The 24084-nt window shown below is 31.2% G+C and carries 19 protein-coding genes, 7 tRNA genes and 1 riboswitch; of the genes, 15 read left to right on the top strand and 11 right to left on the bottom strand.

The genetic code is table 11. From position 1 onward, the window contains the following. Window positions 1-320: 320 nt before the first annotated feature. The 4 genes from B4E59_RS10825 to B4E59_RS10810 all read right to left on the bottom strand — a co-directional run bounded on the left by B4E59_RS10825 (window position 321) and on the right by B4E59_RS10810 (window position 3544). Window positions 321-734, bottom strand: coding sequence for a GxxExxY protein (locus B4E59_RS10825; RefSeq protein WP_291052912.1), 414 nt, complete (start codon window positions 732-734; stop codon window positions 321-323). A 180-nt stretch (window positions 735-914) separates the two neighbouring features. Continuing rightward, complete coding sequence (locus B4E59_RS10820; protein WP_280045253.1) at window positions 915-1298, bottom strand: HU family DNA-binding protein; 384 nt, start codon at window positions 1296-1298, stop codon at window positions 915-917. Window positions 1299-1443: 145 nt separating this feature from the next. Next, window positions 1444-2712 (bottom strand): serine hydrolase domain-containing protein, encoded by a 1269-nt coding sequence (locus tag B4E59_RS10815; RefSeq protein ID WP_286494747.1) that lies wholly within the window; start codon window positions 2710-2712, stop codon window positions 1444-1446. Window positions 2713-2800: 88 nt separating this feature from the next. Continuing rightward, window positions 2801-3544, bottom strand: coding sequence for a TrmH family RNA methyltransferase (locus tag B4E59_RS10810; RefSeq protein WP_115001648.1), 744 nt, complete (start codon window positions 3542-3544; stop codon window positions 2801-2803). A gap of 4 nt (window positions 3545-3548) precedes the next feature. Here B4E59_RS10810 and tamL point away from each other — a divergent pair, with 4 nt between their 5' ends. The 8 genes from tamL (at window position 3549) to B4E59_RS10770 (ending at window position 9977) form a co-directional block, all read left to right on the top strand. Continuing rightward, complete coding sequence (tamL, locus tag B4E59_RS10805) at window positions 3549-6152, top strand: translocation and assembly module lipoprotein TamL (protein ID WP_286494748.1); 2604 nt, start codon at window positions 3549-3551, stop codon at window positions 6150-6152. A gap of 37 nt (window positions 6153-6189) precedes the next feature. Continuing rightward, a complete protein-coding gene (gene fbaA, locus B4E59_RS10800; RefSeq protein WP_219033712.1) occupies window positions 6190-7257 on the top strand; it encodes a class II fructose-bisphosphate aldolase in 1068 nt (355 codons plus the stop codon). Window positions 7258-7300: 43 nt separating this feature from the next. After that, window positions 7301-8149: an acetyl-CoA carboxylase, carboxyltransferase subunit beta gene (gene accD, locus B4E59_RS10795; protein WP_115001651.1), complete on the top strand. Its 849-nt coding sequence runs from the start codon at window positions 7301-7303 to the stop codon at window positions 8147-8149. 88 nt (window positions 8150-8237) lie between these two features. After that, window positions 8238-8310 (top strand) — tRNA-Gly (locus B4E59_RS10790). 35 nt (window positions 8311-8345) lie between these two features. After that, window positions 8346-8429, top strand: a tRNA-Leu gene (locus tag B4E59_RS10785). A gap of 29 nt (window positions 8430-8458) precedes the next feature. Next, a tRNA-Gly gene (locus B4E59_RS10780) sits at window positions 8459-8531 on the top strand. A gap of 24 nt (window positions 8532-8555) precedes the next feature. After that, a tRNA-Leu gene (locus B4E59_RS10775) sits at window positions 8556-8639 on the top strand. A gap of 90 nt (window positions 8640-8729) precedes the next feature. Then, window positions 8730-9977, top strand: a complete 1248-nt coding sequence (locus tag B4E59_RS10770; RefSeq protein WP_291052905.1) for a YaiO family outer membrane beta-barrel protein — start codon at window positions 8730-8732, stop codon at window positions 9975-9977. On the opposite strand, the gene B4E59_RS10765 is transcribed toward B4E59_RS10770, so the two are convergent. The 4 genes from B4E59_RS10765 to B4E59_RS10750 are packed head-to-tail and all read right to left on the bottom strand — an operon-like array spanning window position 9974 to window position 18765. Continuing rightward, a complete protein-coding gene (locus tag B4E59_RS10765) occupies window positions 9974-13402 on the bottom strand; it encodes a sulfatase-like hydrolase/transferase (RefSeq protein WP_291052902.1) in 3429 nt (1142 codons plus the stop codon). The genes B4E59_RS10770 and B4E59_RS10765 overlap by 4 nt on opposite strands. Before the next feature lie 2 nt (window positions 13403-13404). Next, entirely contained in the window at window positions 13405-14469 is a 1065-nt protein-coding gene (locus tag B4E59_RS10760; protein WP_291052899.1) for a HEAT repeat domain-containing protein, read from the bottom strand. Window positions 14470-14473: 4 nt separating this feature from the next. Beyond that, the gene (locus B4E59_RS10755) at window positions 14474-14830 is read right to left on the bottom strand and encodes a response regulator transcription factor (RefSeq protein WP_221854151.1); all 357 of its coding nucleotides are present in this window, start codon (window positions 14828-14830) and stop codon (window positions 14474-14476) included. A gap of 11 nt (window positions 14831-14841) precedes the next feature. Next, on the bottom strand, window positions 14842-18765 hold the full coding sequence (locus B4E59_RS10750; RefSeq protein ID WP_291052894.1) for a response regulator: 3924 nt from the start codon (window positions 18763-18765) through the stop codon (window positions 14842-14844). 146 nt (window positions 18766-18911) lie between these two features. On the opposite strand from B4E59_RS10750, the gene B4E59_RS10745 reads away from it, so the two are divergent. The 4 genes from B4E59_RS10745 (at window position 18912) to cobC (ending at window position 22081) form a co-directional block, all read left to right on the top strand. Then, the gene (locus B4E59_RS10745) at window positions 18912-19535 is read left to right on the top strand and encodes a hypothetical protein (protein WP_291052891.1); all 624 of its coding nucleotides are present in this window, start codon (window positions 18912-18914) and stop codon (window positions 19533-19535) included. Then, window positions 19531-19644, top strand: a riboswitch (cobalamin riboswitch). (Overlaps the previous gene by 5 nt.) A gap of 102 nt (window positions 19645-19746) precedes the next feature. Then, window positions 19747-20766 (top strand): nicotinate-nucleotide--dimethylbenzimidazole phosphoribosyltransferase, encoded by a 1020-nt coding sequence (gene cobT / locus B4E59_RS10740; RefSeq protein ID WP_291047138.1) that lies wholly within the window; start codon window positions 19747-19749, stop codon window positions 20764-20766. Continuing rightward, on the top strand, window positions 20760-21536 hold the full coding sequence (locus B4E59_RS10735) for an adenosylcobinamide-GDP ribazoletransferase (RefSeq protein ID WP_221854148.1): 777 nt from the start codon (window positions 20760-20762) through the stop codon (window positions 21534-21536). The genes cobT and B4E59_RS10735 overlap by 7 nt, the downstream gene beginning before the upstream one ends. Then, window positions 21521-22081 carry an alpha-ribazole phosphatase gene (gene cobC / locus B4E59_RS10730; RefSeq protein ID WP_291052888.1) on the top strand — a complete coding sequence of 187 codons (561 nt, stop codon included), beginning with the start codon at window positions 21521-21523 and terminating at the stop codon, window positions 22079-22081. The genes B4E59_RS10735 and cobC overlap by 16 nt, the downstream gene beginning before the upstream one ends. A 1-nt stretch (window position 22082) precedes the next feature. Here the strand turns inward: cobC and B4E59_RS10725 are convergent, their stop codons facing one another. Together B4E59_RS10725 and B4E59_RS10720 are read right to left on the bottom strand one after the other, a co-directional pair. Continuing rightward, window positions 22083-22799 carry a DUF2071 domain-containing protein gene (locus B4E59_RS10725; RefSeq protein WP_291052885.1) on the bottom strand — a complete coding sequence of 239 codons (717 nt, stop codon included), beginning with the start codon at window positions 22797-22799 and terminating at the stop codon, window positions 22083-22085. Window positions 22800-22802: 3 nt separating this feature from the next. Next, on the bottom strand, window positions 22803-23177 hold the full coding sequence (locus tag B4E59_RS10720) for a hypothetical protein (protein WP_125350484.1): 375 nt from the start codon (window positions 23175-23177) through the stop codon (window positions 22803-22805). A gap of 142 nt (window positions 23178-23319) precedes the next feature. Here B4E59_RS10720 and B4E59_RS10715 point away from each other — a divergent pair. From B4E59_RS10715 to B4E59_RS10705, 3 genes are all read left to right on the top strand, one after another. Then, window positions 23320-23392: transfer RNA gene (locus B4E59_RS10715), tRNA-Gly, on the top strand. 32 nt (window positions 23393-23424) lie between these two features. Beyond that, window positions 23425-23508, top strand: a tRNA-Leu gene (locus B4E59_RS10710). A gap of 26 nt (window positions 23509-23534) precedes the next feature. After that, window positions 23535-23607: transfer RNA gene (locus tag B4E59_RS10705), tRNA-Gly, on the top strand. A gap of 119 nt (window positions 23608-23726) precedes the next feature. Here B4E59_RS10705 and B4E59_RS10700 read toward each other — a convergent pair. Beyond that, window positions 23727-24038 carry a DUF3817 domain-containing protein gene (locus B4E59_RS10700; protein WP_291052883.1) on the bottom strand — a complete coding sequence of 104 codons (312 nt, stop codon included), beginning with the start codon at window positions 24036-24038 and terminating at the stop codon, window positions 23727-23729. Window positions 24039-24084: the final 46 nt, after the last annotated feature.

Here is a 24084-nt window from a genome sequence, read left to right as displayed (position 1 = left end):
GTTTTCACAATAACTTTACTTAAGTTAACAACTGAAAATATATAAACAAATCACAATTAATCAATTTCTATGTTTCTATGTAGTTAAGATTTTACCAAAAGAAAATTTAAAATATTTCTTTTTTATCTACATAGATACATAGGTTTAATTCTTAGAAATATTAGAATGGACTTATAGTTTTCACAGTGACTTTACTTAAGTTAATAACTGAAAGTTTATAAATAAATCACAATTAATCAATTTCTATGTTTCTATGTGGTTAATATTTTACCAAAACAAAATTTAAAACCTATCTGTTTTTACAATATAAATACATCGGTTTAATAATTTAGAAGATGAGTAAAAAACTCATTAACATACGTTTTTTGTCCTTCATTAAATATGTTAAAACAATTGAAGTTGATTAATATTCCTTTTGGACATTTCAGTAGTTTCATATAAGTTAATAATTGAGCTTCATAAGCAAGAACAATATCTTGCACAGCTTTTAACTCAACAACTATACTATTTTCTACATAGAGGTCACAACGAAAATCAAGATCAAGTAGTTTTTCTTTATAGACAACTGGAATCTTCATTTCTGTGAGAAAATTTATTTTCCTATGATTTAACTCTTCTTTTAAGCATTGATGATAAACACTTTCTAATAATCCTCTACCCATTATTTTATGAACTTCTATAGCAGAACCTATTATTTCATAAGTTAATTCATCTAAATATTTTTTAGTTTTCATAGTCTATATTTCTATGTTGTTAATGATTATTCAAGTGAGATATAAATAAACTTTTTATAAAACCTCCTTATCTTTTATATAAAACCTAAGGAGGTTTTAAACAAAACGTCAAGTGATTTTAATGAAAACCACTTGACGTTTTATATTTACTTAAATTAGAAGTTAGAAAAATTATCTTAACTATTTCTTTTTCTCATACTTTAAAGTAGCTAAAGTATCTCGTAAATCTAGACCAGGTCTAAAAAGTATTTTAGCACTTTTTATAGAAGAAGAATTTACTTTGTTCATTGCATCCATTCCTTCGCTACTTATACTTATTTGAAAAGAACCAAAATCTCCTAAGCGAACAATCTTTCCATCAGACAAATGTTTCGATAACATTTTAGCCAAATCAATCAATGTTGCATATACATCACTCTCACTAATAGATGAGGTTTGCGCAATTTCTTTACTCAAATTTCGAAGTGATACTTCACCATCTGCAATAGAATTTGCGTAGAACTTTTTAGGCGCCATAGGATCTCCTGGGTAAGCCTTCTGAATAACGTTGTATTTTACAGCCATAATTAAAAGTATTTATAGATTAATAGTTAATTATCTCTAAGTTAATACTTTATATTTAATTAACAAAATAAAACTATTGATTATCAATAAAATACATTATATCATAAAAATAAAAAAGGCTTTCTTATATAAGAAAGCCTTGCTATTATCTTGAAACTTTGGTCGAAAGTTTTGCTGTTGTTTTTGGTACAATTGGTTTTTGATGCAATCTCATCGAATCTTTATTTGGTGCTTTTAGCGGATAAGTTCCTGTAAGTCCAGCCAATTTAAATGCACTATATATATTCTTATTCTGCTTGTTTCCTAATGCAATTACCGTAAATTGATTGTTAACATCGTGTACAAAAACTGTGTTATTCCCGTGCCACCAACCATTGTGATACAATAATTTTTTACCATTGTCATATTCTAACAAGCGCATTCCAAGCCCATAATTTTTGAAACCTTTCTGCTCGTAACTATATCCTTTGAAAGCTTCTTTCTTGATCTTCTTCGGTAAAAAATCGTCTGAATACATGGCAACATCTAACTTGTAAAGATCTCTTGGCGTTGAGTAGATATTTTTGTCTCCATACGTGCGGTCAAAATCATCCCAAGCCCACTCGTAACCATTGTATTTGTAAGAACGAGCTACTGTATCTTTATCGCGATCATACTCAAAAACAAAGGTGTTATTCATCTCAAGAGGGTCAAAAACCATGTATTTCATTGCTTTCGGATAAGGTATTTTCATAATCTTTTCGATTACTAAAGCAAGGAAAGCGAAGTTGGTGTTCGAGTAATAAAACCCTTTGTCTGCGGGACGAATTTGTTTAACGTCAAATTCTCTAAAGATATCTAACACATCTTGATTAGAAATTGGTTTCTCGCGATCCATCATTACCTTCTTGTTATTCCACAAAACGTTGGCATAATTTGGCAAACCACTGCGGTGATTTAGCAAATTACGAACCGTGATATCGTCGTAAGGAAAACCTTCTAATATTGTATTTACTTTTTGATCTAATTTGATTTTACCTTTCTCGACCAGCTTAAGTATCGCCATAGATGTAAAAACTTTCGAGATAGATGCTATGTGAATAGGCGTTTCGGCAGTGATTGGACGCTTATGTCTTTCGTCTGCCATCCCTTGATATTGCTCTAAAAGTACTTGCCCATTCTTCACAACCAACAAACCTCCGCTCACTTTCCCGTCAACCCAAAAGTCTTTATAATAGGTGTTTAGTTTATTTCTGTAATCATTAAGTTCTGCTTGTGTGTACTTCATTGGCTTGAAATCTGCTTTCCAATCCAACGAATCATAGCGCAAAGCATGAGGATCCTTCTTTCTAACTTCTTCTTTTTGTTCGTTTTTCTTGCTACAGCTTCCCATAAACAGCATTGCAGAAGCAAGAACAACCGCTACATATTTCATGTGTTTTTTCTTAATCTTATTGTTTGTTTCTACTAAAGTATATATTTATTTGTGGAATAGTTACCCGTTTAGAAACATTAAGTTTTTTTTATGATTTGTGCGAAAGTTGAGACTTAAACTCGCCTAAGATGACACTTGTTGCAACAGCTACGTTGAGACTTTCGGTAGAACCATTTTTCCCAAAGAACGGAATACTTAGTTTATTTGTCGTTAACTTCTCGATTTCTGGAGAAATTCCATTCGCTTCGTTCCCCATTACCAAGATACCTTCTTGTGGAAGTGTTTGTTCATAAATAGATTCTCCTTCCATAAAAGTCCCGAAAATGTTTCCTTTATAGTCAGACAAGTATTTCTCCAAATCGATATAATGAACTTTCACTCGTGTAAAAGAGCCCATTGTCGACATCACAACTTTTGGGTTGTACATATCAACAGATTCTTTGGTACACAAAATATCCTCTACACCAAACCAATCAGCCAAGCGGATAATTGTTCCTAAATTACCTGGATCTCGAATATCATCCAAAGCAATACTTAAACCATTCAACTTGATGTTTTCGTTATAATTAGGTAATTCACAAAGTGCTAAACCTACATTCGGAGTAGTTAAGAAACTGATCTTTTTCAAGTCTTTTTCTTCAATAAAAGTCTTTTTGATATGTGTAGCTTCTGGCCAAAAGTCTTCAGTTATAAATAATTCTTTAATATTTATAGAACTTTTTATAACTTCCCCAATATTTTTAACACCTTCTACGACAAACAAATTATATTTTTGTCTATATTTTTTAGAACCCAGAGAAGTTATTATCTTAATAACGTTATTTGATAACATATTTATGCAAAAAAAAATTACAACAAATATAACACTTATCTCTTGTTTAGGTTTACTTTTTTATAGCTGTAGTACAACTAAAAAAGTACCTGAAGGAGAATATTTGTTTGTAAAGAACAAATTTATCTACGATAAAGAAGATCCCGATATTAAGAAGAAAAAAACTATAATCAACAAAGATTTAAGTGATTATGTGAAACAAAAACCAGCTGGTAAGTTCCTTGGTTTTTTCCCTCTTTGGCAATGGGTTTATAATTGGTCTCCTGCAAAATTTGATGAAACTTTTCAGGAATATTATCGACAAGATGCTTCGGTTCGTAACCAAAAATTATTGGACAGTTTACTAACGAAGAATAATCTTAGCGAATATGTTGGGCACAGTTTATGGAAAGAACGTCTTTATTATAGTCAAGGTGAGGCTCCAGTTTTGTTGGATGAACAACAATCAGAATTTTCGGCAAAGAACTTAAATAGATTATTTCATGACAAAGGTTATTTCGATTCGAAAGTAGCTGTTTCCTATAATAAAGATTCTGTTGCGAAAAAAGCAGAAACTATTTATGATATTAAGTTAGGGGAACCTTCTTATATCGAAACATATGATCAAAAAATATCTGATCAAAAAATAGAAGAATATCTTAATTCTTCTATTGGAAAACAAACTGTTTTGCATGCTGGAGATCAATATAATTTTGACAAATTTGAGGAAGAACGCGATCGTATCATCGATTTGTTAAAGAATAGAGGTTACTATGATTTTAATGATTCGGGCGAAGATTTATATTTTGAAGCGGATACATTAAAAAGTAACAAACGCCTTGATGTAACGATGTTTATTGATAAATATATTCAAGATTCTTTGAAAACGGATAGTATTACACCTTTTACGCAATACCGTTTTGGGAAGATAAATATTTATGCAGATTCTCGCAGTTTTGTTGATGATGAAAGTAAATTAATCAAAGAAGAATATAAAGATTATAACGTTTTATATACAAAAGAACCAGAATATCGACCAAAATATTTTACAGATGCATTTGTAATTCGTCCTGGTCAACTATATCGTCAACGACAAGAAATTCAGACAAAACGTAATATTTTCAAGAAAGAAAACATTAACTTACATGGATTCAGAATTAATAAACAAGATTCTATCCTAAATGTAGACGTTTTCTTTACACCAAAAAAGAAATATGACTTGAATCTCTTTGTCGAAAGTTATGCTTCTCGCTATATGAACTTTGCAATTTCTCCCGGAATGACTTTAACTTCGAGAAATCTATTTGGAGGAGGAGAAAATTTAGAAACAACTTTGAAAGGAACTTTAGGTTCTGTCAACAAAGATTTCTCAATGAATAAAGCATTCTTAAATGCTTACGAAATCGCTATCGAAACAAAGTTGAAATTTCCTTATTTATTAACACCAATTAATCTTGATAATATTTTACCAAAACGTTTTACTGCCGAATCTGCTATTCGAATGAATGCAAGTACGCAGAAAAATGTAGGTTTAGACAAAACGACTTATGGTTTTGGTTTTGATATGGATATTTCGAGTTCGGAGTTTCAACACAAAGTTTCTTTGTTTAACACAGAATTTATTAGTAACCGAAAAAAAGATCGCTATTATGAAGTGTTTACAAAAGATAATAATACAAAAAACGAAGTAAAAGATTTATACTACGCATACAATCCTAATGCACCAATTTATCTAACGGACGATGAATTAACAGACGCAATCGAGGCTGACAAAGGATTCCAAAGTTCATTAACTGGAGAAAACGCAAAGTTGTATGTTGATTTTGAGAATATGTTATATAGAAAAGCTAATATTTCCCAAAATGTATTAATCAACTCTTTTATCTATCAATTTACATTTAATCAAGAAAATTCATTTCGACCAAAAAGTAATCCTTGGTTTATTCAAGCGAGAATTGAATTAGCCGGAAATGTATTAAGAGGTTTAGACAAAGCTTTTGGCTTTAATAAAGCTGAACCTGATCGAGACGGAAATCAAGCAGGTTTGATCTTTGGAATTCCTTATTCTCAATTCGTAAAATTTGATGTGGATGTTAGACGAAAATTCAAATTAAATTCAAATTCTAGCGTAGCGGGACGTTTCTTATTCGGAATCATTCAACCATATGGAAACTCAGATGTTGCACCCTTCGTAAGAAGTTATTCGGCTGGAGGAGCAAATGATGTTCGTGGTTGGGCACCGTTAACTTTAGGTCCTGGAAGTAAACCACGTATCGATTCTAAAAATCAAAGTTTAGAATTTGAAAGCATGAAATTGTTATTCAATGCTGAATATCGCTTCAATCTTTTTGGAAGTTTGGAAGGTGCATATTTTCTTGATGCTGGTAATATTTGGGGTGTTAATAAAAATCGTCCAGAAACATTATTTAAGTTCAAAGATTTTTACAAAGAATTCGGAATTGGTTCTGGATTAGGTTTCCGTTATCACATTGGTACGTTTGCAATTGTAAGATTTGATTTAGGTTACAAAATTTATGACCCTTCTTACGAATTGGGTGATCGCTGGCAATTTGACAATTTTAATTTGCTTAAACCAAGAATCCACTTCGGAATTAATTATCCTTTCTAAAAAAACATCTATATTTGTTTCACAAAATACTAACATAATGAGCAGAAAATTTCCTGCCGGTGTTGCTACCGGTTCATTAGTTCAAGACATTATCAATGATGCAAAAGCAAATCAATACGCTTTACCAGCGTGTAATGTCATCGGTTCAGATACTATTAACGCTGCAATGGAAGCTGCAGTTGAAGTAAACTCTCCGGTTATTATTCAATTTTCTAACGGAGGTGCTGCTTTTAATGCCGGAAAAGGATTAAAAGGAGAAAATCAACTTTCTGCTATCAAAGGTGCTATTGCGGGAGCAAAACATATTCACACTTTAGCTGAGTCTTACGGAGCTACTGTAATTTTACATACAGACCACTGTGCAAAAAAATTATTGCCTTGGATTGATGGAATTATGGACGCTAACGAAGAACATTTTAATAAATTCGGAAAGACTTTATTTAGTTCTCACATGTTAGATTTATCTGAAGAGCCTTTAGAAGAAAACGTAGAAAAGTGCAAAAGATACTTAGAAAGAATGTCTAAAGTTGGAATGACTTTGGAGATGGAATTAGGTATTACAGGTGGAGAAGAAGATGGTGTTGACAATTCTAATGTTGACAATTCTTTATTATACACTCAACCAGAAGAAGTTGCTTACGTTTACGAAAACTTAAAATCTATTTCTGATAATTTCTGGATTGCAGCAGCATTTGGTAATGTACACGGTGTTTACAAACCAGGAAATGTTGTATTGACTCCAAAAATTTTAGATAACTCTCAAAAATACATCAACGAAAAGTATGGTGTAGACAACGCTGTAAACTTCGTATTCCACGGAGGTTCTGGTTCTACGTTAGAAGAAATTAGAGAAGCAATTAGCTACGGAGTTATCAAAATGAACATTGATACAGATTTACAATATGCATTTATGGAAGGAATTCGTAAATATTTTGACGAAAATGCAGCTTATTTACAAGGACAAATTGGAAATCCTGAAGGTCCAGAATCTCCTAACAAAAAATATTATGATCCACGCGTGTGGTTAAGAGCTGGAGAAGTTACTTTCAAAGACAGATTAATTCAAGCTTTTCACGATTTAAATAATGTTAATACTTTAGGATAATCTTTTCACTAAGATTATTCTTACCCAAATAAAAACAGAGAATATGCCTTGGTTTATTAGAAGCAAGAAAAATATTACAACGCCTACAGAGTCTAAAAAAGACGTTAAAAAAGGCTTATGGTACAAAACACCATCAGGAAAAATTATTGAAACTGAAGAACTAAAAGCAAATGCGTATGTAAGTCCAGAGGATGATCATCACGTACAAATTGGTTCTCAAGAATACTTCGATATCTTATTTGATGATAGTAAATTCACAGAATTAGATACAAAAGTAGAAAGTAAAGACCCATTAAATTGGACAGATACAAAACCTTATAAAGATCGTTTAAAAGAGATTAAAAAGAAAACGGGAATGACAGATTCTATTCGCAATGCGACTGGAAAAATTCATGGACGTGACATTACAATTTCTTGTATGGACTTCAAATTTATTGGAGGTTCTTTAGGATCTGTAATGGGAGAAAAAATTGCACGTGCAATTGATTATTCTATCAAAAACAAAACTCCATTCGTAATTATTACACAATCTGGTGGTGCACGTATGATGGAAGCTGCAATTTCGTTGATGCAATTAGCTAAAGTAGAAGCTAAATTAATTCAATTAGCAGATAACAACATTCCTTATATTACAATCTTAACAAATCCATCTTTTGGAGGAATTACAGCTTCTTTCGGATCAATTGGTGACGTTATCATGGCAGAGCCAGGAGCATTAATTGGATTCGCTGGACCACGTGTTATCAAAGAAACTATTGGTAGAGATTTACCAGAAGGATTCCAAACTTCTGAATTTTTATTAGAAAAAGGCTTCGTTGATATGATCGTTCATCGTAAAAAGATGAAAGATAAAATAAAAGAAGTAGCTGATATGTTAATGCCTATCAACTAATTAAAATAAGTGCAAATATATTTTTAAAATTTTATTCAAATTTGATTTGGATTATTAGAAATTGATTTTATATATTTGCACTCCAATCGCGAGAATAGCTCAGCTGGTAGAGCGCAACCTTGCCAAGGTTGAGGTCGCGGGTTCGAGCCCCGTTTCCCGCTCTTTGAAATATAAAAATTCATAAAAATCAAATTTTGCCTTGGTGGTGGAATTGGTAGACACGCAGGACTTAAAATCCTGTGTCCATTAGGACGTGCGGGTTCAAGTCCCGCCTGAGGTACTTTTTAATTTGATTTTTACAATTTACACGCGGGAATAGCTCAATTGGTAGAGCGTCAGCCTTCCAAGCTGAATGTTGCGGGTTCGAGTCCCGTTTCCCGCTCTAACTTCTTTCTTAGAAGTGGATGCCTTGGTGGTGGAATTGGTAGACACGCAGGACTTAAAATCCTGTGTCCATTAGGACGTGCGGGTTCAAGTCCCGCCTGAGGTACAATAAAGCTCAAGAATTTATTTTCTTGAGCTTTTTTTATGCTCTAAATAATTATATCTTTATCCTCATAATAAAGTACGTTTTTATCACATGATTCAAAAATCATTTCTAAGAAAGACACTCTTTACTCTTACCTTTTTACCTTTATTTTCGTATAGTCAAGAATCGAAAAGTTCGGATGATTTATTTCAAGAAGCACGTCACAAAGCTTTCGAAGAAAAAGATTATGCAACTGCCAAGAAACTTGCATTACAAGCTTTAGATCAATCTCCGGAATATACAGATATCGCTGTTTTTTTGGGACGAATATATACATGGAATGATGAAACCGAAGAAGCGAGAAAAGTTTTTCAGAATGTTGAAAAAAACATGGATCCTTCTACCGATTTTTATTTAGCTTACACGTCACTTGAATATTGGAATGATAATTATACAGAAGCCGTTTCTATCATTGATCGTGGATTAATTAAATATCCTAAAAATGAAGAATTATTGTTGTTAAAAGCTAAAGTTCTTAATTCAAACAATGCTTATGAAGAAGCTTCGAAAACAATCAAAGAATTATTAGCAATTAACCCTAAAAATACGGAAGCGCGCGAATTAGCAAATCGAATCGAAATAAATAATACTAAAAATGCGATTAGTGTAAATTATAATTACTCACATTTTGACAAGCAATTTGCAGATGATTGGCATCAAGTTTCGGTTAGTTATAAAAGACAAACTTCACTTGGTTCGTTGATTTTTAAAGTAAATTACGCAAACAAATTTAAAGATAACGGAGTTCAATACGAAGTAGAAGCTTATCCAAGACTTTCTAAGACATTTTATATGTATGTTGGCGGTGGATATTCGGATAGTGATGGAATTTTTCCTAAATATCGCACAGGAGCCTCTCTTTACGCTAATTTACCTAAAAGTTTCGAAGCTGAATTAGGTTATCGTCAACTTCATTTTTCGGATGATGTTTGGATGTTCACAGGATCTATCGGTAAATATTATAAAAATTATTGGTTCAATTTACGTGCATTTGTAACGCCAAGCAACAACAATATTTCGCATTCGTATACATTCACAACTCGTTATTATACTGGCGATGCAAACAATTATTTAAGCTTAGCTATTGGTACAGGAATTTCACCAGAAGATTTTAACAACAATCTTTTAGAAGATACAACTTACAAACTGAAGTCCTTCAAAATTGGAGCAGATTATAATTTTTCGATCAATGAATTAAACTTAATTTCAATTGGTGCGAATTATTACAATCAAGAATATCGTCCAAATCAAAAAGGAAATCAATTTGATGTAAGCGTTTCGTACAGCCGAAAATTCTAATTGATATAACGATTAAATATAGAATCAGGAACCATTTTTTGAGTATTTTTCAAAGAATGGTTTTTTGTTTTAAAGCTTTTCAATCGATTTTTCAACTCTGTTTCCATCTTCGAATTTTGTTCAACATCTTCGGTTAAATTCTTTTCAATTCGATATAACTTCCCTCCTGACAAATGATAATTTTGAAAAACATAATCATCTAAAATATTTTTATTCTGCATTAACGGAACGCCTTGTTTTCTGAAATTCGCTTTACCGTTTTCTAAATTCTGTCCCATCCAAGTCACATAATTCGGTAATTTCAGTTTATATGAATCTCTAAAATATGTCACAAAAGTTGGTGCAACATCAAAATGCGTCACAATATTTGACATCTTTTTCGGTGACTTTAACAAAGGAGAATAAACAATAATCGGAACATGAAAACGATCAATCTTTGTTTCCATCGGTACTTCTGGCATTCGATGATCTCCAGTAATCACAAAAATAGTTTGATTAAAATCTGAACGTTTTTGATAAGCTTCGAAAAAGTTTTTTACAGCTTCATCAACACTCAAAAAAGTCACCAATTGTTGTTTATATTTTTTTACTGTCGTCAAAGTTGTCGCATCATAATTTCGAGATTTAATCAACGTTTCAAACTGTTTATTATATTTCTCAACATTGTTTATTAAGAAAGGACTATGCGTCGCTAACGTCATCAAAACATTAAAATATGGTTGATTATTTTCTTTTTGCGTTGCTAAATATTTTTTAAACACTGAATGATCGTCAAATCCCCAAGAAAATCCATTATTCGACGGAATTTTTGCATAATTATTTTCGTAATCATTTTCATCAATAATTGTTTCAACACCCGAATAATTCAAGTATTTTGACATAAAATCGAAATCAACATCGCCACCGTAAAAATACCCCGTTTTATAACCATTACTTTTCAACAAATTATACAAATTGTAATGTTGAGGTAAACTCTTTTGTTCCATAAAACCATTTTCAGCAAATGGCAAAGACCCCGTCAATCCAGGTAAAACTCCATATGTTCTTCCCGTCGTACTTAATCCATTTTCCCAATACAAACTCTTTTTCGAAAGCTTATCAATATATGGTGTAAAAGAACCTAAATATGCACTTTCGTTACTAAAAGCTCGTCCCAAACCTTCAATCACAATAAAAACAACATTCGGTTTTTCTGTTGTTAAATTAAATTGATCCGCGAAGAAATTTTTGTTCTCATCTTGATACAAAAATGGATAATTAATTTTATCAAAATAATGTCGATTATCTTCATTATTTGAACTCGAATTTGAATTTAAAAAATCAATTTCCGAAAGTTTATCTTCTGCATATTGTTCAATCGAGTTTGAGAAAAAATAAGAGGATTTACTCAAAATTAAATTAGATGAAAACTCATCATTTTGAGTACTTTTTAAATACAAATTAATTGGAATAATAAGCGATAAAAAACTCAAAATTATTAATGGTAATTGAAGAATTTTTTGATTGATTTTTAATCGATAACTGTAAATAAATATCGTTGTTAAAATAGCAATTGCAGCGATTGATAAAAGAATGTTTGTAACATTTACAACACCTGACGCACCAATAATTAATTTCAATTCTTCTAACGTATAAGAAAAAAAATCTGAACCTAATAAATTGAGTGTTGTTTGAAAATATTTAATCAATAAAATATTCGAAATAATTAAAAAAGAATACGTAAAAATGATCCATTTTTTTGCCCAACTTATCGAATAAAATTGCAGTAAAAAATATTTAAAACTTACCACAAAAATACTATCTAAAGCAAAATCGATATTATGTACGAATAAGTCAAAAAATAAAGTTTGATTAGAAGTTGTTGAGAGATTTTCTTGATAAAGATAAAATTCAAGAATTGATGACAATCCAAAAAGCAACAAATAAACCAACGAAATAAACGTAGTTTGCTGAACTAGATTCATGAATCCAAGTCTCATTTTTTGCCAAATAGACAATTCTTTCGCTTGATTTCTACCAAACCCTTGTCGCGTCATTTCTCCCCACGAATTATTTTTCAGAAAGAAATCCTTCACGCCTTTCACTCCTGACAACACAACCAACGGATGAAATGTAAAAGGCTCTATAAACGCCGTAAAAAATAACTTCGGAATATCACCATTCTTGTAATAAACGTTATACGTCATTAAATCAATCAGAATAGCATAAATCGAATATAAAATTCCATAAAGCAATACAAAAGCCATTAAAGGAAAGAAAATATGCCAATTAATTAAACCTAAAAAGAATAAAACAACGAAAATGATCCAACCAATATATTCGATAATCGGTCCTAAAAATTCGAAGAAAAACCAATACGGATAACTCATCATTCCAAGTTTTCCATATTTCGGATTGAAAAATAAAATACGATGTTTCCACAATGTTTCTATCGTTCCACGCATCCAACGATTGCGTTGTTTGGTTAAAATTTCTTTACTTTCTGGCACTTCTGTCCAACAAAGCGGATCGGGAATATTTACTACTTTATAGGCCAATTTTTGCTCGTGCATATAACGTCGCATTCGCACAATAAGCTCCATATCTTCACCAACTGTATCGTGATCATAACCGCCACATTGGAGTACAGTTTCACGATCAAAAGCACCAAAAGCACCCGAAATCAGCATCAAACCATTGGCGCGCGACCACGCCATTCTTCCCAAAAGAAATGCACGAATATATTCTAACGCTTGTGCTCTTCCTAAACGAGTTTTTGGTAAATTAACATCGACAATTTTTCCGTCAACAATGGTACAATTATTCGCCAAACGAATTACGCCTCCACATGCAATTACTTTTGCTTTTGCTTCATCCATAAAAGGTTTCGCAAGCTTCAGAATCGCATCTTGTTCTAAAATACAATCGACATCAATACAAACAATATAATCGTTTGTTGCAATATTAATTCCGACATTTAACGCATCCGATTTTCCTCCATTTACTTTGTCAACAATAATTAATTTTTTGAAAACTGGATTGGTACTTTTATAAATTGCATTAATTGGTTTCGTTTCGATGTTTCCTTCAACGAAATAATCAATTTTAATCAAATCATACGCTTCAATTAATCGTTGCAACGAATCATCTTTGGAACCATCATTTACAATAATAATTTCGAGCTGATTGTAATACAACGACAACAACGAACGCACATTCTCCACAATCGTTGCACCTTCGTTATAAGCGGGCGCAATAAGGCTAAAAGTAGGCGCATTTGGCGATGTTGCAATAAGCGAATAATCCGTAAAACTGTTTTTTCGGATATACATTTTTATCGCTCCTTTTGCATAAAAACCTATCCATCCGTAGACTAAAATTAATAGGATTGAATAAAAAAGGAAGCCGTAAATAAAAAAATCGAAAGCCGTTTCTAGCCAATTCATGATTAGTTTTCTTGGATAATTTGATTAATAATTTGTTTTAATTCAGGAGAGTTTGATTGGTGTGCAAGTTTTTGTAAATCGGTTTTTGAACAACAATTATTTAAGGCTTTTACACTTGCTTTTTTGACAGAAAATGAAGGATTTTCCTTTGCTTGAGTTTCTAAGAATGTGTTATTTTCTGGATTTGAGATTTTTTCTAAAGCTTTTAAAATTTGAATTTGAAACTTTTCGTTACACGTTTCATATTGCTCAATCAATAGCTTTGAGGTTGAGTCATCTTCGATTCTGACTAATGTTTTAATCGTTTCTTCCACAACTTTTTCATCAGAATCGTGCAAATTATCTGCAACCAAATCGTGCATTTGCAACAATTGAAACTTGCGAATTAATTTCATTGTTAGAATTTTCACACTTTGATTAGGTGATTTTAACCAATTTGAAATTATCTTATCAACCTCATCAAGATTTGGTAAAATTGTAATTGCATCCAACAATTTCAACTGTTGCCAATCCGTCAATTGCTCTTGTAAATTATCCAAAAAATATAAACCTTCGAAACCAGCAAATTTCGTTAAACCATATTGCGCTTCAGATCGTACTAAATCATTTTTATGTTGTAACATACTTTTGATTTTTGGTAAAGTTTCAACATGATTCATCGTCGTAACTTCTTGTATTGCCTCGGCTATTTCATGATTTTTTTGACTATTTAATTTCTGTAAGGATATTTTTTTTAATTCATAATGGTCAAATAAATTTTGAATACTTTCTTTTGAATTTCCAGAAAAATTTTGTTCCGCTTTTAGTAATTTTTTAATAAAATAATGTTTGAATGAACTTGATTTCAAATAATCATTAAAGTCAGTATTCGAATTGGATTGATCATCCAAAATTGTTTCATAAATTTCTTTATCAATAATCGCATTCCACTTATTTTTCTTTGTAATGATTTTATATTCAATTATACTTGTCAATAACGTATAAATAATTGTCAAAAAAAGTAAAATAAGTAGAATATAAATTCCTACGATTAACTCGGTATAGGTTATAATTTGTAGGATAATCATGCTTTTATTTTAATAATTTCTTCACGCGAACAGACAATTCAATAGGGCTAAATGGTTTCACCATAAAATCATTTGCACCCAAATTAAATGCTTCCACCACTACATCTTCTTGCCCTAAAGAAGACAAAATAATCATTGGTGTTTCGGAATTTTTACTTTTTCTAACAGCACTAATAATCTCCAAACCAGACGCAAAAGGCATCATAATATCTGTAATAATCAAATCAATATCTTCATTCTCAATCTTACTGATTGCTTCTTTTCCATTTCGTGTTAAAACAACTTTGTAACCTTCTTTTTTCAGTTTGTGTTCAATTGTTTTTAAAATCAATTCATCGTCTTCGGCAATTAAAATCTGCATAATATTGGTTTTTAAATATTTTTTAAATAGTTAATAACTAATTCTATTTCGGTTTTTACTTTAATAATCAGCTGGTTTTCTTGTAGGTAATTGATCGAAGTTGATTTTTCTATTTGTTCGGTTAAATCAGCCAAAATTGTAAGTCCTGCAGTTTTTGCTGTTCCTTTTACTTTATGACCTAATTGATTTAATCCTTCTAAATTTTGTTTGTTGAAATAAGTTTCAAATTCTTGTACAGATTTTTCTAACTCATTAATAATTATTTCTATAAACATTTTTCTAAACGATTCGTCGTCTTTCGTATAATTATTTATCATAGAAAGATCAAGGTGATTTCCAAAATCGTTGGTTTCATTCTTTTCTTTTTTAGAAAAATCTAACCATTTTTCTAGGACATCAAAAATATCTTTTTCTCGAATTGGTTTTGCTAAGAAATCATTCAATCCAGCATCAAGACATTTTTCCTTTTCGCCTTTTACATTTCCCGCTGTCACTGCTATAATCGGAGTTTCTTGAAAATTATTTAACAAACGAATAACCCTAGTTGCTTCAATCCCATTCATTTCTGGCATTTGAATATCCATCAAGATTAAATCGATCTTATTTTCTTGACAAATTGATACGGCTTCCGCTCCATTCGCAGCTGTATACAAAATAGAATTTGGTGCAATATTTTTGATAATTTGCTGATTCAGAGCCATATTTACTAAATTATCATCTGCAATTAAAATGTGAAATTGTTTCGAAAAATCTTGCGAAATTTCTTCTTGATTTTCAATTTCTATGGTTTGAATTTCTTTCGAATCAATAATTGTTTTACGCAACGTATCAAACAATTCTTCCGACTTAATTGGTTTCAATAAACGCGAAGTAATTCCTAATTCTTTTGCTTTCTGAATTAGATATTCATCCTCAGAAGAACTATGCAATAACACTAAAGGAGTTTTTGTATCCTTTGTTACGAAATACTCTTTTATTTTCTGAATTGTTTCCAAACCATTCAAAACCGGCATATGATAATCCATCAAAATAACATCGTAAACATCGCCATTCAAAACTTTCTGTAGCGCTTCCATTCCATTATTTGCAATATCAGATGTTATATTTTTGAACTGTAACATATGTTGCAAAATCATTTGATTACTTTGATTATCATCTACAATCAACACATGATTTATTTCTTCCAAATGATCAAATTGTTGCTCAATATTATATTCGTAATCAACTTCTAAATCAAAGAAAAATGTAGAACCTTTATCTATTTCGCTTTGCAATTCTAGATGGCTTCCGAAATAATTTAGCAACTTATTCGAAATTGTTAAACCTAAACCAGTTCCTCCGAAACGTTTACTAACAGTACTATCCTCTTGAGTAAATGCATCAAAAATCTTGACTTGTTTTTCTGGTTTTATACCAATTCCTGTATCACGAACAGAGAATCTCAATTTTGCTTTTTCTCCTTTCACAATTGGTTCAACTTGACTAATTTTTAGTTCTATTTCTCCACTATCCGTAAATTTCACAGCGTTTCCAAGTAGATTAATTAGCACTTGTTTCAATCGAGCTTCATCAATCCAAATAAATTGAGGTAAATTATTATCTATATTCAACAATAATTCTATTTTTTTGTTTTCGGCTTGATAAAGAATCACATTGATTACTTGATTTCCTAACTCGAACAAATTATTTTTTTCTATCGAAACATCCATTCGACCCGATTCAATTTTAGAAAAATCTAAAATATCATTTATTATTGACAACAATGAATTTGCAGAATCATTAATAAAATTCAAATATTGTTTTTGAGTCGGATTAAGTGGCGTTTTCAACAATAAATCAGAGAAACCAATCACACCATTTAAAGGTGTTCGAATCTCGTGACTCATATTTGCTAAAAACTCAGACTTTGCCTTACTAGCGATATCCGCATTCTTTTTGGCTTTTTTAAGTTCTTTATTTTTCTTGACAGATTCTGTTATATTTTGCGAAAACATAATCAGACCACCAATCTGTTTTTTGTTGATATACCACGGATGAATCGCCCACGAATAGTGTTGATCTGTATCATATTTTGGTGTACGATAAATCATATCTTCATTCGAATAATTTTCGCCTTGCAAACAAGCTTCATAAATCGCTTTTCTTTCTGCTGGAACATTGTACATTTCGTAATGAGATTTTCCGATCACATTTTTCTTTTTTATCACAAATTCATCACACCATTGATTACTCAAAGTCAGATAATTCATATCCTTATCAAACATTGCAACAGATGCAGGTACATTATTAATAAATGTTTCGAAAATAGCTTTTTGTCGAGCCAACTCTAACGTATAACGTTTTCTCTCATCAATATCCTGAAAAATTCCAAAAACGCTAACACATTCTCCATTTACAAATTCTGGAATTCCTTTACATCTTACCCAAATTGTTTTTCCTTTTTGGGTAACAATCTGCAACTCCATATCATATCCGATTCCTTTTTCTACCGCATCTTTAAAAGCTTTCTTTATTTTTGGATAACTACTTTTTGCTTCATAAAAATTGAGTGCAGTTTCTACATTTGGTTCATAATCTGGTTCAACTTCATGGATCTTTTTCGTTATATCAGCCCAAATTAATTTTTGCTTAACTAAATCATATTTCCAACCTCCAACATTCGCAACTTCGTACGTATGATCTAGTAACTGACGAACACGATTAAGATCTCTTTCCAACAACGTCCTTTGTGTCATATCCACAGCAGTACTCATTACAACAGGATTTCCTTCGTTATCTTTGTCCAAAATATTACTGTATAACCAATATGTTAGCGAACCATCTTTCTTAATCAAGCTCATCAAACCAGAATCTTGCTTTTTACTCAAAATCGTTTCTATATAGGTTTGATATTCTTTTTGATTAGATTTTGGAATTATTTTTTTCAGATTCAAATCTTTTGCCTCATTTTCTGAATAGCCCATAGATTCTAATCCTTTCTTATTTATCGACAAAATATTTCCATCTAAATCATGAATTGTCATTAAACCAAGCGAAGAATTGAAGAAGTTTCTAAACTTACGTTCACTGTTTTCTAATTCTACTTTTTTCGAATTTTCAAGCGTAATATCTCGACCAAAGAAGAAGATTTCGTTGTCAATTTTTAAGTTTGATCTTGTATACCATTCCACTAACTTCTCTTCTTGAGATTCGGGAGAATACATCAAACATTTGAAATTGATTGAATCTGTATTATTTTTAAGATTTGATAAATACGTATTAACTTTCTTTTTATCTTTTTCCGAAACAAAATCTAAAAAATTTTCTGTAATAATTGTCTTTTTATCTTTTATTCCTAAAACCTCTTTAAAAGCAGGATTTATAGATTTTAGAACACCATTAATATCGGCAACTCCAATCAGGTTATTCGATATTTTATAGATATTTTGAAAGTAAGAAGCGTCTTTTTTTCGCTTTTTACTAACCAATAATTTGGTAATATTTTTCCCAAGTTGAATCAATAAATTGAGTTGTTTTTCGTCCAACGTTCTTGGATAATGATCGTTTACACATAATGTCCCCAACACATTTCCATTGTCATCAATCAACGGAACACCAGCATAAAACTGAATATTTGCAGCTTTTACTCCAGCAATATTTTTTGCAGGTTCAAATTTCGTCACATCATCAATCACCAAAATTTCTTCTTCCATTAAAGAAAATTGACAAATAGTTTGTTGACGTGGAACAATATCTACCTCGATTCCGCAATTGGCTTTAATCACTTGATAGTTTTCATCAAAAATAGAAACTAACGCAATTGGCGCATTACAAATCAAACTCGCAGCATTTGCAAAAACCTCTAATTCTTCGTCTTTATCATGTTCTTGTAAATTATAATCGTAAACCGCTTGCAATCTTTGCTTTTCGTTCGTTGGGATGGGAAAATTTTTCATTAAAAATTGATCTTATTTAATAGGAAAGTAGAGGTGGTTAAAGATATTACATAAATCCAAATATTCTAAATCAATTATTTCTAAAAATAAAACCAACCTTTTTATTCATAAAATCATCTCTATTATAAATCTAAACTTTAAAAAATATGAAAATCACAATTCCAATTCCTTGCAAAGAGAAATTAACAAACGAAAATTTCTATGCAAAATGTCAACATAAAATCACTGACTTTTCTAATTTGACAAATGACGAAATTTCGAATGAATTTCAGAAAAGCAACGTTCATTGTGGTATTTTTCATCCAAGTCAATTAGGTCAAAATCTTTTTAAGAAAACGATTTCTAATGTCATGATTTTTTCTGCTTTTGGGTTATTAAATTCATGTACAAATGGACAGGATAAACCAAATTGTACAGAACCTTTAGTTGCAAAAAATGATTCGATTCAAAAAGAAAAAATAAAATTCAAAATAAAAGTTAATTTTGGAAATTCTAACTTAGAAATCAAAACATATCGTTTGTTAATTAATGATGAATTAGTAGAAAGTAAATTAAACGTTGGCGAGGAATATACAATACAATTTGAGACTTTAAAAAATACTGAACTTAACCTAAGATTAGCTTCAAATGAAATAAATTCAGAAGTTTATAAATCTTATTCATTTAAAAATTTTCCGAATAAAGTTAATTTAAACACTTCTGATTTTGAAGAGCAAGTCGTTTTGATGGGAGATATAGTGATTGATGAAAATTTTGTCCCAGAAAAATAATTTATTACCTTGCTTGCACAAAAGGGAATCGAGTGCAAATCTCGAGCTGTCGCGCAACTGTAAGTAGAGAAAAACTATAAGCCAGACCACTTTTTAGATGATGCTTTCGCGATTGAAGCTCAATCAAAACTACATATATTTTTATTATTTGTTGAATTGATTGCACTTGATTTCGAAAGCATTTTTTTATTAAAATTTAGTTTAGTATAAAATGCAAAAAGAAGAAATTCAACACATTATTGATCTTAAAACAAAACCGCTTGGAGCTTTAGGTTTATTAGAAAAAATCGCACTTAAAATTGGTTTGGTTCAGCAAAAAAATCATTTAGAATTAATAAAACCTCATCTAATCGTTTTCGCAAGCGATCACGGAATTGCACAATCTGGTGTTAGTGCGTATCCAGCAGAAGTTACGCCTCAAATGGTTTTAAATTTCCTAAATAATGGAGCAGCTATTAATGTTTTTTGTAATCAAAATGAGATTAATTTAACGATTGTTGACGCTGGTGTAAATTATGATTTCGAGGATTATTCGGTTTTGAAAAATTGTAAAGTAGCCAAATCAACCAAAAATTTCTTGCACGAACCTGCAATGACCTTAGATCAATTGGAACAATGTTTTGATTATTCGAAGACAATTGTGAACGAAATCGCTCAAAATGGAACAAATATTATTGGTTTTGGCGAAATGGGAATTGGGAACACTTCTTCTGCATCGATGCTTGTACACTATTTAACCGATTTACCGCTTGAACAATGTGTAGGACGTGGAACAGGTTTGAATGATGAGCAATTACAAAATAAAATCAATATTCTAAATGAAGCGAAGAATACACATGGGAAAATTACTGATCCAAAAGAAATTTTAGCCACTTTTGGAGGTTTTGAAGTTGCTCAAATGACAGCTGCAATGTTATCTGCTTATGAACATAATATGTTGTTGATGATTGATGGATATATTGCTTCGTCTGCGATTTTGGTTGCGTCTAAATTAAATCCAGAAATTTTAAACAATACAATTTTCTGTCATCAAAGTGATGAATCTGGACATCAATATTTATTAAATTATTTCAACGAAGAACCAATTCTGAACATCAATTTGCGAGTTGGTGAAGGAACGGGGTGTGCGTTGGCTTATCCAATTATCAAAAGTGCGGTAAATTTCTACAATGATATGGCGAGTTTCGACTCTGCAGGCGTGAGTAACAAAGAAACTAAAGTGAAATGCTAAAAAAAGAAATCACTTATTTTTTAACCGCATTGATGTTTTTTACGCGAATTCCGATTCCGTTCAAAATTCCATATAGCAACGAAATCATGAATCAATCACAGAAATACTATGCAGCGATTGGTTTATTGGTTGGCGCTTTTAATGCATTGATTTATATGATTTGTCAATTTATTTTACCTATTGATATCGCCATTATTATCACAATGATTACAAGCGTTTTGTTGACTGGAGCCTTTCACGAAGATGGTTTCACCGATGTTTGCGATAGTTTTGGAGGTGGTTATGGCAAAGAAAAAATCTTGACAATTATGAAAGATAGCCGAATTGGAGCTTATGGTGTAATTGGTGTTATCTTATTGTTGTTATTGAAATTCACATCACTTCAACATATTGCAGAAAATAATTTTTGGTTGATAATTTTCAGCTTGATTGCAGCACATTCGGTTAGTCGCTTTTTTTCTGGAATGATGATTTATACACACGAATATGTGACAGATATCGACAAAAGTAAATCAAAACCGATGGCAAATAAAGCACTTCCAATAAAAAATCTTATCATTAGTTTTCTTTTCTGTCTTGTGCCTTTTATTGTTTTTGGCGAATGGAAATTCTTGTTGATATTACCACTTTGTTACATAGGAAAAGTTTATTTGGGCTGGTATTTCAAAAAATATATTGGTGGATATACAGGCGATTGCTTGGGAACTGTGCAACAAGTTACCGAAGTTTTGTTTTATCTTGGCGTTTTAATTCTATGCAAGTTTCTGTAATTCGACATACAAAAGTTAATGTTCCTTCATCGGTTTGTTACGGACAAACTGATGTGGAATTAGCTGATACTTTTCATCAAGAAGTAGTACAAATTCATACTAAGATCGAAAACGACTTTGAGATAATTTTTTCAAGTCCACTGAGTCGCTGTCAACGATTAGCAGAAACTTTCTCGAATGAAATTATTTTTGATGAACGATTAAAAGAATTCAATTTTGGAGATTGGGAAATGAAATCGTGGAACGAAATTCCTTCGGAAGAAATAGAACCTTGGTACGCCGATTTTGTCGAAACTAACACACCAAACGGCGAATCAATGCAAGATATTTCTACGCGACTTTTTGATTTTATGGACGAGTTACGAAATGCTCAACACGAAAAAGTGCTGATTGTTGCACATGGTGGAATCATCCGTTTGATGTGGTGTTATTTGTTGCAAATACCAATCAAAAATGCATTCAAAATACCTATAAATTATGGTGAAATGTTTCAGTTTAATTTAGGAAAAACAAATGAGGAAGATTTTATTTTGAGCAAAGAATAAACTACAAACATTTTATCTTTTCTAACGACTTCCATTCATGTTCGATATTGGTCATCAGAATTGCGTTATCAAACTGAACAGAACCTTTTAGAAAGATTGTTTCATTTTCAAAAAAACTTGATTTCACATGTAAAACTTCCAAAGGTTCTACTCCCCAATTATAGGTTTCGAGTTTTAGACCTTCAAAATTATTTCCATTTGGAGAATAACCGACAGAACCATTCTCGAAGAATTTTGAAACTTCATTCAACGTTTCGAAAATCGAATTCAAATTAAATTCAACAGATTTTTTTGCATCAATTTCAATTCGTGTATCGTCAGAACTCGTGAAATCTAAATGATAATTATCGTTTTCTTCTATAACATTAAACTTCGCAAAATAATGTTTCCCAGGAAAAACTCGACCACCAACAAGCGTATTCAATTTTAGAGAAGTATCTCTCATCGGGATATATACACCTTCTTTTGTCACACCATTTTCTTCCCATTCAACCGCGATTCGATGCGCTGCATTTTCAGAATTCACTCCTACAAAATCAGGTAAACCTTTTGGTTTTATATCTTTTAATCGAATCAAACAGATTCCAGCAATTGCTTTTCCTTTGTACAATTTTGGACGAAAAGGTTGAGGTAAAATCGTCTCAATATAGTGTGATTCTACACAAAAATTGATTAACATTCTACGTTCTATAATACCATAAATTGTAGGGATTTTCATAATTTATTCTTTGTAAGTTGTTTCTTGTATTTTCCAATAATTCAACGTCAAATTATCACTATATTTTAAATAAAGTTTAATTTCTCCATTTTGATCAATTTTACCAATTTTTTCTTGAATTAAATAAACCTCCATTTTATCTAAAATTTCATCAGGCTTACCAATCAATTTATAAACCTCATTTTTTGAAGTTCCATTTGAATTATATGAATCAAATTTTAAAACATTATTAACCAAATCATCCAACATCTTATAACGATAATTTTGTCCGTAAACTCCTTCCTCAAAAGGAATCCATTTATCTGATTCAAACTTTTTCTTAGAATTACAACTCATCACAAGAAGAAAAACACCACAAAAAATAAATAATTTCTCCATAAAATAATTCAATTCCCTAATTTCTCAAAAAAAATCAACAAGTCAAATATTTCAAAATTAATTTATTAGAAAAAAGTTGTAAAATTTATTCGAAAAACACTTGCAAAAGTAATATTAATGACCTTATATTTGCACTCACAACGCGGGAATAGCTCAATTGGTAGAGCGTCAGCCTTCCAAGCTGAATGTTGCGAGTTCGAGTCTCGTTTCCCGCTCTTTGAAATATTAAATTCAAAAATCAAATTTTGCCTTGGTGGTGGAATTGGTAGACACGCAGGACTTAAAATCCTGTGTCCATTAGGACGTGCGGGTTCAAGTCCCGCCTGAGGTACTTTTTAATTTGATTTGAAAATTTACGCGGGAATAGCTCAATTGGTAGAGCGTCAGCCTTCCAAGCTGAATGTTGCGAGTTCGAGTCTCGTTTCCCGCTCTATAAAAGCCGAAGATTAATCTTCGGCTTTTTTTATTTAGAAAAATTTGATTCCTAAAACATAAAAAAACCTCAAACAATCACGTTTAAGGTTTTTACTTTTTTATCTAATCGTTGTCTTATTTCGCTTCTTCAGCCAACATTTGTTTATATTTTTTGCCTTCGATTAATCTTTTTTCCGCCCAAATTGTTCCTCCAGGAATAACTGCTGCGATAAAAAAGATCATAAAAATTTTCCAAGACCAATTGTATTTTTCTTTCAATAAATAAACCAATATAATATAAGCTATAAACAATCCTCCGTGTACGCGTCCTGCGTGTGTTACCCATATCGGATCTTCCCAAATATATTTCATTGGCATTGCGATAAAAAACAAAACTATCGCAGAAATAGCTTCTAAATATCCAGTAATTTTAAATAATTTCAACATTCATCTTAAATTTGAAGTCAAAAATAATTTTTAATTTTCAAACGAA

The organism is Empedobacter sp. UBA2044, assembly GCF_002333005.1.
Taxonomy (GTDB): domain Bacteria; phylum Bacteroidota; class Bacteroidia; order Flavobacteriales; family Weeksellaceae; genus Empedobacter; species Empedobacter falsenii_B.
The sequence above is the reverse complement of the archived record's forward strand: the minus strand, read 5'-3'. Positions and strand labels throughout refer to the sequence as shown.